Here is a 16066-nt window from a genome sequence, read left to right as displayed (position 1 = left end):
TCAGGAGGGTAACCATGCGTCCCCGACAAACCGTACTTCTGGTGCTCGGGATCGTCGCGGTCGCCGCGACGCTCGGGCTCCTCGCGATCGGTGCCCCGTTGCTGTGGGCGCACGGCACGCAGCGCGACGACGCCGGCTACTACACCCTGCAGTCCGAGCGTCTGGCGACACCGACCTACGCGGTTTCCTCCGAGCGGATCGAGGTCTTCGCCGACGTGCACGGGGGCCGCTGGGACCGGGTGGTCGACCAGCTCGGCACGGTGCGGATCAGCGTCGACGACTTGACGGGCAAGAACGTGTTCGTCGGGATCGCCCGCACGTCGGACGTGACCGCGTACCTCGGCACGGCGTCCTACGACGTGGTGTCCGATCTATCCGGTGGTCAGCCGCTCTACCAGCGCCACGACGGCGCCGGCGCGCCCGCCGGAACCCCGGCCGAGCAACCGTTCTGGGTGGCGTCCGCGGACGGCGCCGGGCGGCAGACGATGACCTGGGACGTGCGGCGTGGTGACTGGACGCTCGTGGTGATGAACGCGGACGCGACGCCCGGCATCGACGTCGCTGCTCGCGCTGGTGTCCGCACCGACGCGCTCGGTCCGGTCGGCGCCGGATTCCTGGGCGCGGCTGCGGTCACCGGGCTCGTGGCCGCCCTGCTGCTCGCCGGCGCGGTGGTGGGCCTGACCCACGACCCCGGTCCGGCGTCGGGCTCCGGCCCAGCACCAGGGTCGAGCCCGGTGGCGGCCTCCGGCGCGCCGACCGGACTCGGGCGGTCGCGAACGGCTGCGCCGACGTACCCGGTGCGCGTCGACGCCCGGCTGGAGGAGCCGCTGAATCGCTGGCTCTGGCTGGTGAAGTGGATCTTGGTGATCCCGCACCTGATCGTGCTGGCCTTCCTCTGGCTCGCCTTCGGTGCGCTCACCGTGGTGGCCGGGATCAGCATCCTCCTGACCGGGCGGTATCCGCACGGGGTCTTCGCGTTCAACGTCGGCGTACTCCGCTGGCACTGGCGCGTCGCGTACTACGCCCTGACGCTGGGCACCGACCGGTATCCGCCGTTCACCCTCGGTGCCGCGCCGGACTACCCGGCGACGCTGTCGATTCCCTACCCCGAGCAACTGTCCCGGCCGTTGGTCCTGGTGAAGTGGTGGCTGCTGGCGTTGCCGCACTACCTGGTGATCGCGCTGTTCGGCGGGACGAGTTGGTGGGCGGTGAACGGCGACGACCGGCTCGCGTACAACCTGGGTCTGGTCGGCATCCTCGCCCTGGTGGCCGGCGTGACGCTGGCGGTCACCCGCCGCTACCCGACCGCGGTGTTCGACTTCATCCTCGGCATGCAGCGCTGGACGCTGCGGGTGGCGGCCTACGCCGCGCTGATGCGGGACGAGTACCCGCCGTTCCGCCTCGATCTGGGTGGCACCGATCCGGGGGATCGCCCGTCGCCGCCGCCCCCGGCGCCCGCCCCGGCGGCCGGAGACGACGAGTTGGCACGTATCTGACCGCGCCCGAGCCGCGTCCGGCCACCGGACGCGGCTCGCCCGTCGGCCGGCACCGCTAGTCGAGCGGCACCGACCACCGCAGGCAGGTGCCGGTGGGGGCGGCCGGGGTGACGACGAACGTGCCTCGGTGCCGTTCGGCGCGCGCCCGCAGGTTGGCCAGGCCACTGCGCCGGGCGGTCGGGCCCATCCCCACCCCGTTGTCCCGCACTTCGAGCCTGATCTCGGAGGCTCCGCCGATAGCGTCGCCGGCGGCGAGGTCCACGTCCACACGGGTGGCCCGCGCGTGCCGGGCGACGTTGCTCAACGCTTCGCGGAGCACTGCGATCAGGTCCTCGGCGACGCTGATCTCCGCGCCGGAGGACTTCTGCGACGCACCCGACCCGAGGAGCGCATCGATCGGCCCGGAGAACCGAAGATCCGGAGAGAATCCCAGGACGCGTGCGGCGTCACCGACGACCTCGAGGACCTCGGCGCGGAACCCGCCGCCGCCCGCCGAGCCGGTCTGCTGGAGCGCGAAGATGCTGGTCCGGATCTGACTGATCGTGTCGTCCAGTGTGTCGACGACCCCCAGCAGTTCGCGGGAGACCGCGGGTGCGTTGAGCCGCGCGGCCAGGCCGTGCAGCGTGAGCCCCGCCGCGAACAGCCGTTGGATGACATGGTCGTGCAGGTCCTCCGCGATCCGTTGCCGCTCCTCCAGCATGCCGACGCGTTCCTGCTCGGCGCGCGCCTGCGCGAGCTCGAGCCCGACCGACGCCTGGGCCGCGAACCCGGCGGCCATGTCGAGATCTTCTCCGGAGAACGTGGCACGATTCGGGCGGCGAACGACCGCCAGCACGCCGTTGGGCTCCGTCGAACCGGCGAGCGGCACGACCAGCATCGGACCGGCGAGGATATCGTCGGCGATCGCGGACTGGGGGAGTTCGGGGCGGTCGGCCGGATCTCGCAGCCGGAGCGGCTGCCCGGTGGTGAAGACGTGACCGCAGAGCGAGGAGTCGGTAGGAGCCTGGCGTCCGACCAGGCGCGCTGCGGAGTCCTCGTCCGGTGTGCCGACGGCCACCTCCACCCGCAGCATCGACGACCCATCGGGGTCCGGCAGGAAGAGCGCGACGACGTCCGCGTCGGCCAGTCGCCGGGCATGTTCGACGATCGTCCACAGCGCGTCCCGGGTGTTCGCGGTGAGGAGCCGCTGGCTGACCGCGGCGGTGGCGTCCAGCCACTCGCCCCGCCGCCGGGTGGACTCGAAGTGGCGGGCGTTGTCGATGGCGACTGCGGCGGTGGCGGCCAGTGCCCGAGCCAGCTCTTCGTCCTCGTTGCTGAAGTGGCCGCGGAGGCTGTCGGTCAGGTAAAGGTTGCCGAAAACCTCGTCGCGGATGCGGATCGGGACGCCGAGAAAGCTCTCCATTGGCGGGTGCCCGGGAGGGAACCCGGAGGAACGGGGGGCGGTGTCGATCCGGTCGAGCCGGATCGGCTGCGGATCGTCGATCAACGCACCGAGCAGGCCCTTACCCTCCGGCAGGTGGCCGATTCGCGCCACGGTGTCCGGCGCCATGCCGACGTGGATGAACTCGGCGAGGCCACCGGAGGGTGATAGCACGCCCAGCGCGGCGTAGCGGGCGTCGAGGAGGTCTCGGGCCGCCTCGGCGACGTGCCGGAGCACGGTGGGCAGCGCGAGGTCCCCGACGATGGCCTGGTTGGCGCGGAGCAGTCCACGCAATCGGCCTTGCGCACCCATCACCTCGGTGGCGCGTTCAACCAGTTGGCCGAGGAGTTGGTCGAGTTCGAGGTGCGGCAGATCCGGGAAGGTCAGCGAAACGTCCTCGGCGGCTCGTGGGTCAGGGGGTCGGCGAGCCGGTAGTCCAGGACCGTCCGGGTCAGCTGGCGGTGAGGGCACGACGTCACCTTCTCTGGTCGTGACTGGGTAGGCGCCTCATCACGAAGTGCACCCTTTGTAGCAGGACGGGCCCGCTGTGTCAGGGCCGCCCAATGGAAACGGCTTGTCAGCAGGTTTGAGTGCCGGAAGATCGGGCACAACCAGGGATTTCGCGTGGCTCAGGTGGCCCGGGAGTCGGTGAACAGGTCGAGTAGGTCGCCGATGCGGTGGTCGGCCTCGGCGGGGTGACGGAACCGGCCTGCCGGGTTGACGGTGTAGTGGTTGCGTCGCCCGACGCGCTGTCGTTGGAGGTAGCCGGCGCTCTCGAGGTCGGCGACGATGGCCTGGGCGGCGCGTTCGGTGATACCGACCGCGTCGGCGACGTCACGCAGTCGCGCGGTCGGCTCCCGGGCGATGGCCAGCAACACGTGGGCGTGGTTGGTCAAGAACGTCCACTCCTTCACGCCGCCCCTCCCTCGGCCTCTGCTGCGACCTACGAAGCCAGCATCGCATTTCCGCTCGGCGGACCCTTGACACACGAAGCATGCTTCGTGAATAGTTGATCGTAGTTCGAAGGGGAGTACCCGACGACCACGTGCCGTCGTCAGTACGGACCTGGCCTATCCGGGTTCCGGCGGCGCAGCCACCGGCGCGGTGGCCGGGGAGACCTTCGTCCAGCACGCCGGCCTCTGCCCCGGGGCCGGCTCGGACGAAAGGGTCTCTCGCCGATGTCTGTCCCCTGGTGGGCCTGGGCCGGTTTGATGCTGGCCGTCGCCGCGATGCTCGCGGTGGACCTGTTCCTGCACCGAGACAATCACGTCATCGGTTTCCGCGAGGCTGCGGTCTGGTCGAGTGTCTGGATCGCCGCCGGGTTGCTGTTCGGCGTGATCGTGTGGGCGTGGCAGGGCGGCGAGGTGGCGGGCACCTACTTCGCCGGCTATCTGATCGAGAAAGCGCTGTCGATCGACAACGTCTTCGTCTTCGCGTTGATCTTCAGTTATTTCGCGGTGCCCGCGTCGGTACAGCACAAGGTGCTGTTCTGGGGGGTGATCGGCGCGCTGATCTTCCGGCTGGTGTTCATCTTCGTCGGCGCCGAACTGCTGGAGACGTTCTTCTGGACCGCGTACGTGTTCGGTCTCTTTCTGATTTACACCGGTTACACGATGGCGTTCCGGCACGGCGAGCAGACCCCGCCCGACCGCAATCCGGTCGTGCGTCTGGTCCGTCGGGTCGTCCCGACCGACGCGAAGTACCACGGCGACAAGTTCTTCGCCCGGGTCAACGGCGAACGGGTCGCGACGCTGTTGTTCGTCGTGCTGATCGCGGTGGAGGCCACCGACTTGATCTTCGCGATCGACTCGGTCGCGGCGATCCTGGCGATCACCACCAGCACGCTCATCGTCTGGGCCGCCAACGCCTTCGCGATCCTCGGGCTGCGTAGCCTGTACTTCTGCCTTGCTGGTCTGCTGCGCCGCTTCGTGCATCTGCACTACGGCCTGGCCGTCCTGCTCGCCTTCGCCGGCGTCAAGCTGATCCTGTCCGAGACCCCGGTGGGCAAGCTGCCGATCCCCGTCACGTTGGGCGTGATCGTGGTGGCGATCGCCGTGTCGATCGTCTGGAGCCTGCGCAGCACCGCCTCCGGCGCCGACCACCCGGCGGCCTCCTCCCGCAGCTGAACCGCTAGCACCCTCCCGACACCGGACGCACGTGCGAGAGCGGTCCCGCCCACCGCCCAGGGGCAGGACCGCTCTCGCGATCGAGATCGGACGCCGGTCGGCGCCCCGGTCTCAGCGGCTGTCGGACGTCGTCCCGCTGATCGCCGCCCGCCCGGCTTCGAGGCGAGCGATCGGCACCCGGTACGGGGAGCAGGAGACGTAGTCGAGGCCGGCCTCGGCGAAGAACTGCACCGAGTCCGGGTCGCCGCCGTGCTCGCCGCAGACGCCGATGTGCAGCTCTGGGCGGGCGGCCCGACCCTCGTCGACCGCGATCCGAATCATTCGGCCGATTCCAGCGCGGTCGATCGACTCGAACGGCGACGTGCCGAAGATGCCCAGCTCCAGATACCGGGAGAAGAATGCGCCTTCGACGTCGTCCCGGGAGAAGCCCCAGCCCATCTGGGTGAGGTCGTTCGTCCCGAACGAGAAGAAGTCCGCGGCCTGAGCGATCTCGCCGGCGGTGAGTGCGGCGCGCGGCACCTCGATCATCGTGCCGATGCGCACCGGCAGGCCGTCGCCGATCTCGGCGATGATCTGCTCCGCCTCTGCCCGGACGGTCTCCAGTTCCTGCACCGCACCGACGAGCGGCACCATGATCTCCGGACGCGGGTCGCCGCCGGCGTCGCGGTGCGCGACTGCGGCCTGCACGATGGCCCGGATCTGCATCGCGAACAGCCCGGGCACCACGAGACCGAGGCGGACGCCGCGCAGGCCGAGCATCGGATTCTCCTCGTGCATCCGCCGGACGGCCGTGAGCAGGGCGAGGTCCGCGCCGGGGTCCTTCCCCAGCGCCTGCGCGACCCCGACCTTCACCGCCAGCTCCTCCAGCGACGGCAGGAACTCGTGCAGCGGCGGGTCGAGCAGGCGGATCGTGACGGGCGCGCCATCCATCGCTCGGAACAGGTCCTCGAAGTCCGCTTGCTGCAGGGGCAGCAACTCGGCGAGCGCGCGGTCGCGCTCGTGGTCGTCCGCCGCCAGGATCAGACGCTCCACGAGGGGACGGCGGTCGCCGAGGAACATGTGCTCGGTGCGGCAGAGACCCACGCCCTCCGCGCCGAACCGCCGGGCGCGGGCGGCGTCCGCACCGGTATCGGCGTTGGTGTGCACGCCCAGCCGTCGGCGGGCGTCGGCGTGCGTGAGCAGCCGGTGCACGGCCGCGATCAGCCGGTCGGCGTTCGGGGCGAGTTCGCCCTCGAAGTACCGCACCACCGGCGACGGCGCGACCGGCATCGCGCCCAGGTAGACCCGGCCGGTGGTCCCGTCGATCGAGATTTCCTCGCCCTCGCGCAGGACCTGACCGTCGACGGTGAGTTCTCGCCGGTCGGCGTCCACCTGGAGGGCTTCCGCCCCGCAGACGCACGTCTTGCCCATCCCGCGCGCGACCACCGCCGCGTGCGACGTCTTACCACCGCGGCTGGTGAGGATGCCCTGCGCCGCGATCATCCCGGGCAGGTCGTCCGGATTGGTCTCCCGCCGGACCAGGATGACGTCCTGGCCTTCGGCGGCGAGTGCGGTGGCACGCGCGGAGTCGAAGACGATAGGCCCCACGGCCGCGCCGGGGGAGGCCCCGACGCCGTGGGCGAGCGGGCGGGTCTCCGCGCCGACCTCGAACGCCGGGAACATCAGCTGTGCCAGCTGCGCGCCGGTGACCCGGGCGAGCGCCTCATCGGCGTCGATGAGGCCGTCGTCGACCAGCTGGGACGCGATCACGAACGCGGCGGCCGCGGTGCGCTTCCCGACGCGGGTCTGGAGCATCCAGAGCCGGCCGTGTTCGATCGTGAACTCGATGTCGCAGAGGTCGCGGTAGTGCTCCTCCAGCCGGGCCATGTGGCCGAGCAGCTCGTCGTAGCTCTTCTTGTCCAGCCGCTCCAGGTCCTGTAGCGGCACCGTGTTGCGGATACCGGCGACGACGTCCTCGCCCTGGGCGTTCTGCAGGTAGTCGCCGTAGACGCCGGGCTCGCCGGTGGCCGGGTCGCGGGTGAACGCGACGCCGGTACCGGAATCCGGGCCGAGGTTGCCGAAGACCATCGCCATCACGTTGACCGCGGTGCCGAGGTCGGCCGGGATGCGCTCCTGGCGGCGGTAGAGCACCGCACGTTCGGAATTCCAGGACGCGAACACGGCCCGCACCGCCAGGTCGAGCTGCTCGCGGGGATCCTGCGGGAACTCCCGGCCGGTGTGCTCGCGGAAGATCTTCTGGTAGGCGGCGACCATCTCCTTCGGGTCGTCGGAGTGTCGCTTCACCTGGTCGAACTCGGCCGCCGGGACGCCGCAGACCGTGCGGCCGAACATCTCGATCAGACGCCGGTAGGAATCCCACGCCGAGTGCACGCTCTCCCCGCGCTGCGCGGCGAGGCCGTGCACGCTGACGTCGGTGAGGCCGACGTCGAGAATCGTCTCCATCATGCCCGGCATCGAGAACGCCCCACCGGACCGCACCGACACCAGCAGCGGGTTGTCCGGGTCGCCGAGCCAGCGCCCCATCTGCTTCTCCAAGCGCTCCAGATGGGCGGTGATCTGCTCGGCGAGCTCGTCCGGCTCCCGGCCGGTCCGGAGGTACTCCTGGCAGGCCTCGGTGGTGACGGTGAAGCCAGGCGGAACCGGAAGGCCAAGATTCGTCATCTCTGCCAGGTTCGCGCCCTTGCCGCCCAGGAGCGCCTTCATCTCCTTGTTGCCGTCGGTGAAGTCGTAGACGAACGTGGTCATCGGACGCTCCTTACGGGGACGAGAGGGTCAGGACTGCCCGGGTAGGCCCAGGACATCGGTGCCCGAGCGCCGGGCGGGGGACGGCGGTGCGTCGGCCGGATCCACGGGCACGCCGATCCGCAGCCCGATCGCGGGGTACGCGTCCTCGCCGAGGAGGTTGCGCAGGGCCCGCCGGGCGGACGCCACCTCGACGACCTCGCTGATCGGCGAGGCCGCCAGTCCACGGGCGGTGAGCGTCAACCAGACGTCGGAGAGCGCTTCGCCGGCGGCCAGCCAGGCTCGGGGTTCGTCCTGGTCGGTGAGCAGCACCGTGTACGCGGTGCCCCGGTCGGTGCCCGGTCCGGTGGCTAGCCGGGGCGGTTGGGCCCGGTTGAACGTCCGCGCCGGCACCGGTCGCTCGGTGGGCGGGGTCGTGGTTCGGGCGGGCAAACCGTCCTGGTCCTCGGGCGTCCGAGTGGTCCACCTCTTCAGGTCGGCGGCGAGCGACCGGTCGGCGTGCTCGACGACGTCGGCGACGGTGGCGATGTCCGCGAACGACGGCAGCTCGGTCGCGGTCAGGACGCGCAGGTGCACGCCGTGCCGCACTGCGGCGGCGCGCAGAGCGTCCAGATCGGCCATCGGTGGCAGAACATCGGCGAACGGCCGACGGTCCGTGTGTCGTCTGTAGATCGCGTTGTAGTTCCGCTGGTCGGGCGCGCAGCGCGAACCGCGGTGCAGCCGCGCGACGAGATCCGGCCGCCGATCATCCGGCAGGCGCTCGACGACGCCGGCGTAGCCACCCGCCCGCAGCGCGGTCAGCGCGTGGTTCAGTGCGATCCCGCAGCTGAGGAGGAGCAGCCGTCCGTCCGGGTCGAGGGCGGGCAGCTGGCGGTCACGGTCGACCAGGAGCTCCGCGGTGTCACCGAAGAGGCGCCAGCGCCAGGGTTGGGTGTTGAGGACGGACGGTGCGCGGAGCGCCGCCAGCGTCGCCTCGGCCAGCTGGTCGACCGCGGCCCGGGTGTCGCCCGGGGCGTCCGCCGTGCGGTGCGAACGGTCGTTCATCGTCGGCTCCCTTCGAATGACTCGTTACCTTCACCCTGGCCGTTGGGCCCGGTCCGCCAGTAGGGCCGAGAAGTCCCCTCCGGACCGACCAAAGACCCGGGTCATCCCGGGACCACCACCGCGCGGCCCGGTACGGTTCCGGCCGCGACCGCGGCGTACGCGTCGGTCGCCCGGCTCAACGGCCAGGTCCGGACGGTCGCCCGCAGATCGCCGCGGGCGGCGAGCCGCAGCACCTCGTGCAGCTCCGGACGGGTGCCCCAGTACGTCGGGGTCACCGAGACGCCGTAGGGCAGCCCGAGCAGGGAGACGGGCAGCGTTCCACCGCCGAGGCCGACGATGAGGATCTGGCCGTTCTTCGCGACCGACTTCGCCGCGATCTCCAGCGTCGCGCCGGATCCGACCAGATCGATCACCGCGGCCGCGCCGGCGCCGCGGGTGAAGTTGCGGATCGCGTCCTCGGCGCAGGCGCTCGCGTGCACCAGATGATCGGCACCGCACGCCTTGGCCAGTGCGAGCGCCTCCGGCTTCGTGTCGACGGCGATGACCTCGACGTCGGTGGTGGCGCGCAGGATCTGCACGGCGAGGTGCCCGAGACCGCCGATCCCGATCACGACCGCGGCTGCGCCGGGCGTCAGCACCGACCGGGCCTTCGCGATCGCGTGGTACGGGGTCAGCGCGGCGTCGGTGAGCGGAGCCGCGCTCTGCGGGCTGAGGCCCTCCGGGAGCGGGACGAGGAAGCGCGACGACGGGACCAGCATGTACTCCGCCATCCCACCGTCCACGCCGAGGCCGGCCACGGGCGAGTTCCCCGGCAGCGTCGAGCAGTAGTTCTCGGCCCCGGTCGCGCAGGTCCGGCAGGTGCCGCAGCCCCACGGGCCGTAGACCGCGACCGGCAAGCCCTCGTCCAGACCGGTCACGCCGGCGCCGATCGCCTGTACCCATCCGGCGTTCTCGTGGCCGAGCGTGAACGGCACCGGCCAGCCCAGTAGACCTGGCGGAAACTCGTGCAAGAGGTGCAGATCGGAATGGCAGACACCGGCGCCACCCATCCGGACGAGGACTTGGCCGGGGCCCGGCTCGGGGACCTCGACGTCCGCGAACTCGGAGTCACGCTGCCAGCCGACGAGCCGCAGTGCACGCATTGTGGTCTCCTCACGACGAACGGCCCGGCCCTTCAGGGCCGGGCCGCGGGGCGGATGGGATGCAGGGTTCAGGTGAGCCAGGGAAGCCTCTTGACCAGGGCGGTCTGCCGCCACCAGTTGCCGAGGCCGAAGTAGTTCCCGGCGCCGATCAGGGCCAGGACGGTGACGATGAGCGCGCCGAGGATGTGGTCGTCGGTGATCGGGTTGTTCGCCGGGGGCAGGGCGACGGTCCACATGAGAACGTAGAGCAGGGCGCCGCTGACGCCGGCGATGCGCATGCCGATGCCGAGGATCATCGCGACACCGATGCCGAGCAGGCCGAGCATGAACGCCCAGTTGGCGAACGGAGTGCCGGCCAGGTCGTGGTAGATGCCCTCGAAGGGGCCTTCGGCGCCGGACAGGAAGCCCTTCGTGGGCGAGCCGCCGTCGATCCAGCCCTTGCCGTCCGGGGTGGCGTACCCGAGGCCGAAGACCTTGTCGAGGAACGCCCAGAGGAACGTCCAACCGACGACGATCCGGGTGGCGGCCAGCGCGATGCGGGTGGCGGTGCCGAGCGGTGCGGCCGGTTCGGCCGTGCCGTTGACTCCGTGGAATGCCGTCGGCATGTGGAGGCGGGGGGCCTTGCGGGTCCGTTCCGGGCCGTGGGTGGTGGCCATCTGACGTCACCTCGTCCATGAGGTCGAAGGGGGGTTCTTTGCGACACCCCCAGGCTCTCTCCGGGGCGTTCGGGGGGTCAGAGGCGTTGGTCCCGCGTGCTCGGAGGGCCGCCCGGAACCGTCCGGGACCTTGGTCCCGGGCGGCGCCGTCCAGCGCCTCTGACCTCGGGACCGCCGTCGGGCGGACGGTGGGGAGGAGCCCGGAGAACGGAAGAGGTGGACACCATGCTCGACACCAGCGCCACCGTGCTGTGGTTCGACGACCTGTCGGCAGCGGATACCGCGATCGCCGGCGGAAAGGGCGCGAACCTCGGTGAGCTGACCCGCGCCGGGCTACCGGTCCCGCCCGGCTTCGTCCTCAGCGCCACGGCCTACCTGCAGGCGATGGACGCGGCGGGACTCCGCGAGGAGCTCGCCGCGCGGGTCGTCGCGACGCGGACCGAGGACCCGTCCGCGCTCGCCGCGCTCGCCGACGAGCTGGGTCAGAAGATCGCGGCGGCGCCGCTGCCGGCGGGGATGAACCAGGCGATCCTCGCCGCGTACCACCGTCTCGGCGACGACGTCTCGGTCGCGGTCCGCTCGTCGATGACCGCCGAGGACCCGGCCGGTATCTCGTTCGCCGGGATGAACGAGACCTACACCAACGTCCGCGGCGACGAGCAACTGCTCAGCAAGCTGCGGGAGTGCTGGGCCTCCCTCTACCGCCCGCGGGTCATCGCCTACCGGGCGGCGCAGGGTCTGACCGAGGAGCCGGCGATCGCGGTGGTCGTGCAGCGCATGGTCCGCTCCGAGCGCTCCGGCGTGATGTTCTCCGCGGACCCGGCCTCGAACGACACCGCGCACGTGGTGATCGAGGGCGCCCTCGGGCTCGGCGAGGTCGTCGTCAGCGGCCAGGTGATTCCGGACACCTACGTCGTGCGCAAGACCGGTCCGACGCTGTTGCAGGCGACGATCGGCTACCAGAGTCACGAGATCGTCACCGGACCCGACGGCGCCGACCAGCGGGTCGAACTGACTCCGGCGGAGGCGGCCCGCCGCGTGCTCAGCGACGCCGAGGCCGTCGACCTGGCCCGGCTGGCGATCCGCGTCGAACAGCACTACGGATCGGCTCAGGACATGGAGTGGGCGATCGAGAACGGATGCACCTACCTCGTCCAGACCCGGCCCCTCACCACGCTGCACGAGCCCGTCGCGGCCACCGCTGCGCCGAGCGACGGCCCGCACGGCCGGCGGCTGCTCTCCGGACTGGCATCGGCACCCGGCCGGATCTCCGGTGTGGTGCGGATCCTCCGGTCGCCCGTCGACGCCGACCGGTTCGCGGCCGGCGAGATCCTGGTCGCCGCGATGACGTCGCCGGACTGGATGGCGATCCTGCGGAAGGCCGCCGCCCTGGTCACCGACGGTGGCGGCCTGACCTGCCATGCCGCGGTCGTCAGCCGGGAGCTGCGCATTCCCGGCATCGTCGGGACGCGTACCGCCACCACCACCCTTCGCGACGGGCAACTGGTGACGGTGGACGGGCGCCTGGGCGCGGTGTTCGACGGACCCGTCGACGCGGTAGCCGAACCAGGCGCTTGAGGACCTTCGTCCCTCGCGGATACCTGCGCCGGTGGCTGACGGTGGAGAGGACAGGTGAGGAGATCCACCGTGAAGATCAGCGAGGACCACACCACTCCGGCGATCGCCGCACCTGGTGTGTCGGCCCCCGTCCGGGATCCGCGCGAAGGCATGCAGGCCCTGCTGCGCGATCTGCGAGCACGGCCGAGTGGTTTGAGCGTCGAGGAAGCGGTGCGGCGCCGCGCCCAGTACGGTCCCAACGCGCTGCCGGAGAAGCGCGGCGCTGGATGGGCCAGCGCATTGGTCCGGCAGCTGATCCACCCGCTGGCGCTGCTGCTGTGGGGCGCGGCGGTGCTGGCTTGGCTCTCCGGTACTCCGCCGCTCGCGGTCGCCATCGTCGCCGTCGTCCTGCTCAACGCGGCACTGGCGTTCTGGCAGGAGCAGCAGGCGGAACGGTCGGTGGAGGCGCTCGCGGCGTTCCTGCCGCCGCAGGCTCACGTCTTGCGGGACGGTCACCGGGTCGAGGTCGACGCGGTGGAGATCGTGCCCGGCGACGTCATCCTGGTCGACGAAGGGGCTACGATCCCCGCCGACGCCCGGCTGCTGGACGGTGCGGTAGAGGTCGACATGAGCGCGTTGACCGGCGAGTCGGTGCCGGTGGTTCGTACCGCTGGGGAGTCCGATCCTGACGCGCAACTCCTGCACGTGCCGGACGCGGTGTTCCGCGGCACCCAGTGCACGGGCGGCGGCGGCCGGGCCGTGGTGTTCGCGACCGGATCCGCCACCGAGATCGGCCGGATCGCGACGCTCTCCCAAGGCGTCGAGCGCAAGGACAGCCCACTCGAACAGCAAGTCCGCAAGGTCGCATGGTTGATCGCAGCCGTCGCGATCGGCGTGGGCGTCGCGTTCCTGCCACTCGGGCTGCTCGCCGGTCTGTCGCTCTCCGCGGCGCTGGTGTTCGCGGTCGGCCTACTGGTGGCGAACGTGCCCGAAGGGCTGCTGCCGACGATCACGCTGGCCCTGGCGGTCGGGGTCCGCTCCCTCGCGCGGGCGGGCGCCGTGGTGAAACGGCTCTCCGCGGTGGAGACGCTCGGCTCGACGACGGTGATCTGCACGGACAAGACCGGGACGCTGACCGCGAACCGGATGCAGGTACACCAGCTGTGGACACCCCACGTGGACATCCGCACGGCGTCGGAGATCCCACCCGGCGATGGGCACGTCGCCGCCCTGGCCGAGGTGCTGGGCCGGTGTACGGAGGCCACCCTCGACGGCGACCACAGCACCGGCGACCCGACCGAGCTGGCACTGCTGCGGTTCGCGCGCACGCACGTTCCCGCGCGCGGGGCGCTGCGGATCGCCGTCCACCGCTTCGATCCGCGGCTGCGACGTATGTCGACCATCGACCGCGGCACCGAGCGCCGGGAGGTCTCCTGCAAGGGGGCGCCGGAGTCGGTGCTGCCGCTCTGCCGGCTCACCGCGGCCGAGCGGGCCACCGCGGAGAGCGTCGTCGCGCAGCTGGCCGGGCGCGGGCTGCGGGTACTCGCGGTGGCGCGCCGTCCGCTGGGCGCGACGGTGCCGGCCGATCGCGACGCGGTCGAGCGTGACCTGATCCTCTGCGGCCTGGTTGGCCTGCTCGACCCGGCCCGCCCGTCGGTGGCGCCCGCCGTCGAGACCTGCCACGGTGCGGGCATCCGCGTCCACGTGGTGACCGGCGATAACCCGCTGACCGGTGCGGCGATCGCTCGCTCCGTCGGGATCGGGGACGACGATTCTGCGGTGGTCACCGGAGACGTGCTCGCCGCGATGAGCGACGAGGAGCTGGCCGACCTGTTGCAGGCCGACGGGGAGGTCGTGTTCGCGCGCGCCACCCCGGAGGAGAAGCTCCGGATCGCCGATGCGCTGTCCCGGCGCGGCGAGGTGGTCGCGATGACCGGTGACGGCGTCAACGACGCCCCGGCCCTACGCCGTGCCGACATCGGCATCGCGATGGGTGCCTCGGGCACCGACGTCGCTAGGGAAGCCGCCACCATGGTGCTCACCGACGACGACTTCGCGACGATCGTCCGGGCGGTGGAGGCCGGACGCCGGGTATACGACAACGTCCGGAAGTTCATCCTCTACATCTTCGCCCACGCGGTGCCGGAGATCGTTCCCTTCCTGCTGTTCGCGCTGTCCGGGGGAGCGATTCCGCTGCCGCTGACCGTGCTGCAGATCCTCGCGATCGACCTGGGCACCGAGACGCTGCCCGCGCTCGCGCTGGGCCGCGAACCGGCCGAGCCGGGCCTGATGGACCGCCCACCGCGGCGCCGCAAGGAAGGCGTCGTCACCCGGCGCATGCTGATCCGTGCCTGGGCGGTTCTCGGCCCGGTGTCCGCGGCTCTGGCCCTCCTCGCGTTCTTCTCGGTGCTGTGGCGCGCCGGCTGGACGCCGGGGGCGGAGACCGGAGCCGGTTCCCCGCTGCACTCCGCGTACCTGGAGGCCACCACCGCGACGTTCGCGGCGATCGTCGCCTGCCAGATCGGGACCGCGTTCGCATCCCGGACCGAGCGGGTCTCGCTGTTCACGGCCGGACTGTTCACCAACCGGCTGCTGCTGATCGGGATCGTGTTCGAGGTGGTGTTCACCGCCGCGCTGGTGTACCTGCCGCCGCTGCAATCCGTGTTCGGCACGGCCCCGCTGGACGGCTGGACACTCGCGCTGCTCTGCACGTTCCCACCGATCGTCTGGGGCGCCGACGAGCTGTACCGCTGGGTCGGTCGCGTTCGGGCGCGCGGCTGACCGGGACGAAGGTCCCAGCATCGGGTGGCCTCCGCCCGTCCCCCGCCGGCCTTCGTGGCCCGTTGACTGTGAACATGGCTGAGATACCGCAGCAACCGGCCGCCGTCGCCGAGACGCACTCCGGCGTCGTCTTCTTCACCGGCGACCGTGCCTACAAGCTGAAGAAGCCGCTCGACCTCGGGTTCGTCGACTTCCGCACGCCCGAGTCGCGGAGGCACGCCTGTCACCGGGAAGTCGAACTCAACCGCCAGTTCGCGCGCGACGTCTACCTCGGTGTCGCGGAGGTGCACGGGCCGGACGGTCGGCCGTGCGACTGGCTGGTGGTGATGCGCCGTATGCCGACCGACCGGCGCCTCTCGGCGCTGCTCGCGGCCGGGGAGGACGGGGACGGACCGCTGCGTGCGCTGGCCCGGATGCTCGCCGCCCACCACGCCACCGCGCGACGCTCGGCGGTCATCGACGCCCAAGGCTCGCCCGCCGCGCTCCGGACGCGCNGCGATGCGCATGCCGATGCCGAGGATCATCGCGACACCGATGCCGAGCAGGCCGAGCATGAACGCCCAGTTGGCGAACGGAGTGCCGGCCAGGTCGTGGTAGATGCCCTCGAAGGGGCCTTCGGCGCCGGACAGGAAGCCCTTCGTGGGCGAGCCGCCGTCGATCCAGCCCTTGCCGTCCGGGGTGGCGTACCCGAGGCCGAAGACCTTGTCGAGGAACGCCCAGAGGAACGTCCAACCGACGACGATCCGGGTGGCGGCCAGCGCGATGCGGGTGGCGGTGCCGAGCGGTGCGGCCGGTTCGGCCGTGCCGTTGACTCCGTGGAATGCCGTCGGCATGTGGAGGCGGGGGGCCTTGCGGGTCCGTTCCGGGCCGTGGGTGGTGGCCATCTGACGTCACCTCGTCCATGAGGTCGAAGGGGGGTTCTTTGCGACACCCCCAGGCTCTCTCCGGGGCGTTCGGGGGGTCAGAGGCGTTGGTCCCGCGTGCTCGGAGGGCCGCCCGGAACCGTCCGGGACCTTGGTCCCGGGCGGCGCCGTCCAGCGCCTCTGACCTCGGGACCGCCGTCGGGCGGACGGTGGGGAGGAGCCCGGAGAACGGAAGAGGT

10 protein-coding genes are annotated in these 16066 nt (G+C 71.4%); 4 read left to right on the top strand and 6 right to left on the bottom strand.

Annotation, left to right across the window (positions count from 1 at the left end; all coding sequences use genetic code 11):
• Nucleotides 1-14 precede the first annotated feature (14 nt).
• Nucleotides 15-1496 carry a DUF4389 domain-containing protein gene (locus tag ABEB28_RS33065; RefSeq protein ID WP_345732184.1) on the top strand — a complete coding sequence of 494 codons (1482 nt, stop codon included), beginning with the start codon at nucleotides 15-17 and terminating at the stop codon, nucleotides 1494-1496.
• Between the two features lie 55 nt (nucleotides 1497-1551).
• On the opposite strand, the gene ABEB28_RS33060 is transcribed toward ABEB28_RS33065, so the two are convergent.
• Both ABEB28_RS33060 and ABEB28_RS33055 read right to left on the bottom strand, forming a co-directional pair.
• Nucleotides 1552-3387 (bottom strand): sensor histidine kinase, encoded by a 1836-nt coding sequence (locus ABEB28_RS33060; RefSeq protein WP_345732183.1) that lies wholly within the window; start codon nucleotides 3385-3387, stop codon nucleotides 1552-1554.
• 158 nt (nucleotides 3388-3545) lie between these two features.
• The gene (locus tag ABEB28_RS33055) at nucleotides 3546-3830 is read right to left on the bottom strand and encodes a helix-turn-helix transcriptional regulator (RefSeq protein ID WP_345732182.1); all 285 of its coding nucleotides are present in this window, start codon (nucleotides 3828-3830) and stop codon (nucleotides 3546-3548) included.
• 264 nt (nucleotides 3831-4094) lie between these two features.
• On the opposite strand from ABEB28_RS33055, the gene ABEB28_RS33050 reads away from it, so the two are divergent.
• The gene (locus ABEB28_RS33050) at nucleotides 4095-5042 is read left to right on the top strand and encodes a TerC family protein (RefSeq protein ID WP_345732181.1); all 948 of its coding nucleotides are present in this window, start codon (nucleotides 4095-4097) and stop codon (nucleotides 5040-5042) included.
• Nucleotides 5043-5153: 111 nt separating this feature from the next.
• On the opposite strand, the gene ppdK is transcribed toward ABEB28_RS33050, so the two are convergent.
• The 4 genes from ppdK to ABEB28_RS33030 form a co-directional block, all read right to left on the bottom strand.
• Nucleotides 5154-7787 carry a pyruvate, phosphate dikinase gene (ppdK, locus tag ABEB28_RS33045; RefSeq protein ID WP_345732180.1) on the bottom strand — a complete coding sequence of 878 codons (2634 nt, stop codon included), beginning with the start codon at nucleotides 7785-7787 and terminating at the stop codon, nucleotides 5154-5156.
• 27 nt (nucleotides 7788-7814) lie between these two features.
• A complete protein-coding gene (locus ABEB28_RS33040) occupies nucleotides 7815-8828 on the bottom strand; it encodes an Acg family FMN-binding oxidoreductase (RefSeq protein WP_345732179.1) in 1014 nt (337 codons plus the stop codon).
• A gap of 101 nt (nucleotides 8829-8929) precedes the next feature.
• Nucleotides 8930-9970 carry an NAD(P)-dependent alcohol dehydrogenase gene (locus ABEB28_RS33035; protein ID WP_345732178.1) on the bottom strand — a complete coding sequence of 347 codons (1041 nt, stop codon included), beginning with the start codon at nucleotides 9968-9970 and terminating at the stop codon, nucleotides 8930-8932.
• Nucleotides 9971-10038: 68 nt separating this feature from the next.
• Nucleotides 10039-10626: a hypothetical protein gene (locus ABEB28_RS33030; protein ID WP_345732177.1), complete on the bottom strand. Its 588-nt coding sequence runs from the start codon at nucleotides 10624-10626 to the stop codon at nucleotides 10039-10041.
• 225 nt (nucleotides 10627-10851) lie between these two features.
• Here ABEB28_RS33030 and ABEB28_RS33025 point away from each other — a divergent pair, with 225 nt between their 5' ends.
• Together ABEB28_RS33025 and ABEB28_RS33020 are read left to right on the top strand one after the other, a co-directional pair.
• The gene (locus ABEB28_RS33025) at nucleotides 10852-12204 is read left to right on the top strand and encodes a PEP/pyruvate-binding domain-containing protein (RefSeq protein WP_345732176.1); all 1353 of its coding nucleotides are present in this window, start codon (nucleotides 10852-10854) and stop codon (nucleotides 12202-12204) included.
• 150 nt (nucleotides 12205-12354) lie between these two features.
• Complete coding sequence (locus ABEB28_RS33020; protein ID WP_345732353.1) at nucleotides 12355-14964, top strand: cation-translocating P-type ATPase; 2610 nt, start codon at nucleotides 12355-12357, stop codon at nucleotides 14962-14964.
• Nucleotides 14965-16066: the final 1102 nt, after the last annotated feature.

Source organism: Cryptosporangium minutisporangium, assembly GCF_039536245.1.
Classification (GTDB): Bacteria; Actinomycetota; Actinomycetes; order Mycobacteriales; family Cryptosporangiaceae; genus Cryptosporangium; species Cryptosporangium minutisporangium.
Note: the sequence above shows the minus strand (reverse complement) of the source record. Positions and strands in the feature narration are given on the sequence as shown.

Coding starts and splice junctions, on each gene's coding strand:
- ppdK (WP_345732180.1), bottom strand. CDS start 7,787: ATGACCACGTTCGTCTACGACTTCACCGACGGCAACAAGGAGATGAAG.
- ABEB28_RS33020 (WP_345732353.1), top strand. CDS start 12,355: ATGCAGGCCCTGCTGCGCGATCTGCGAGCACGGCCGAGTGGTTTGAGC.
- ABEB28_RS33035 (WP_345732178.1), bottom strand. CDS start 9,970: ATGCGTGCACTGCGGCTCGTCGGCTGGCAGCGTGACTCCGAGTTCGCG.
- ABEB28_RS33040 (WP_345732179.1), bottom strand. CDS start 8,828: ATGAACGACCGTTCGCACCGCACGGCGGACGCCCCGGGCGACACCCGG.
- ABEB28_RS33030 (WP_345732177.1), bottom strand. CDS start 10,626: ATGGCCACCACCCACGGCCCGGAACGGACCCGCAAGGCCCCCCGCCTC.
- ABEB28_RS33025 (WP_345732176.1), top strand. CDS start 10,852: ATGCTCGACACCAGCGCCACCGTGCTGTGGTTCGACGACCTGTCGGCA.
- ABEB28_RS33065 (WP_345732184.1), top strand. CDS start 15: ATGCGTCCCCGACAAACCGTACTTCTGGTGCTCGGGATCGTCGCGGTC.
- ABEB28_RS33050 (WP_345732181.1), top strand. CDS start 4,095: ATGTCTGTCCCCTGGTGGGCCTGGGCCGGTTTGATGCTGGCCGTCGCC.